Source organism: Alteromonas sp. G4i13, from assembly GCF_054960505.1.
In genome coordinates, this window is record NZ_JBHNYX010000099.1 from 1 (window position 1) to 1,315 (window position 1,315).

The window sequence follows — 1,315 nt, forward strand, 5'->3', positions numbered from 1 at the left end:
GAGCCTGTAACAGATTCTGTGTAACTGCCATTAGTTAATATGCTTTTCGAGGCGTTCCTCGAACTCGATAATAAAACGACTCATCGCCTGACGCCAGTTTTGAATCGGCATCGACCATTTCTTACTGGCATCTTTTATTGCTAAGTACACCATTTTTCTTGCTGAATCATCGCTGGGAAAGATTTTCCGTTTCTTGATGGCTTTTCGGATAACACTATTCAGAGATTCAATGGCGTTAGTGGTGTAAATCGCCTTGCGGATGTCCTCTGGGTAGTTGAACAAGGTATTGAGATTGTGCCAGTGCGCACGCCATGATTTAGCGATTTGTGGGTACTGACCGTCCCATGTTTCAGCAAACCGTTCTAGTTCAAGCAGAGCCTCATCTTCTGTTGCTGAGCGGTATACGCGCTTTAAGTCTGCTGTGACAGCTTTGTAGTCCTTCCACGATACGTATTTTAGTGAGTTACGCACCATATGTACGATACACAGTTGAATATGCGTGTGTGGGAACACAGCATTAATGGCATCAGGGAAGCCTTTGAGGCCGTCCACACAAGCGATGAGAATGTCTTCTACGCCGCGTTGCTGAAGTTCGGTTAACACGTTTAGCCAGAACTTAGCGCCTTCATTCTCGGCTATCCACATGCCCATCAACTCTTTGTGACCTTCAGTATTGATGCCTAAGGCCAGGAAGATAGATTTGTTGATGATACGTTTATCCTGGCGTATTTTCACTACGATACAGTCGAGGTAAACAATCGGGTAAATGGCATCTAACGGGCGCGACTGCCATTCCACAACTTGCTCGATAACCGCATTAGTAACGCGAGAAACCAATGTTGGTGATATCTCTGCACCGTACCATTCATCAAACGCATTGACGATTTCACGGGTACTCATGCCTTGTGCATAAAGCCAGAGAATTTTATCGTCCATGGAGGTGAAACGGGATTGATGCTTTTTAACGAGCTTAGGCTCGAAGGAGCCTTCACGGTCACGAGGAGTGTTGAGTTCAAACTCGCCATCTTCGGTTTTTACGCGTTTACTGCTCTTACCGTTGCGACTGTTTGATGACGTAGACTTTTGATTTCTTTCGTAGCCAAGATGCTCATCCATTTCTGCGTTCAATGCCGCTTCAACGGTGATTTTCTTCAACATCTGACTAAATTCGTTTAAGTCTTCAGGTGTTTTAATGCCTTTGGCCGCTTCCTTTGCGAAAGCTTCAAGCTCTTTCTTATTCATGTTCATCTGCCTATCCTTAACTCTCTATAGAGTAAATTGAGATAGGCAGTTACACAAAATTAGTTACAGTCTC

General features: G+C 44.6%; 1 protein-coding gene. It reads right to left on the reverse strand.

Features of this window, described 5'->3' with window-relative positions:
- Positions 1-30: 30 nt before the first annotated feature.
- Positions 31-1,242, reverse strand: a complete 1,212-nt coding sequence (locus ACFI6J_RS21435; RefSeq protein WP_150141023.1) for an IS256 family transposase — start codon at positions 1,240-1,242, stop codon at positions 31-33.
- Positions 1,243-1,315: the final 73 nt, after the last annotated feature.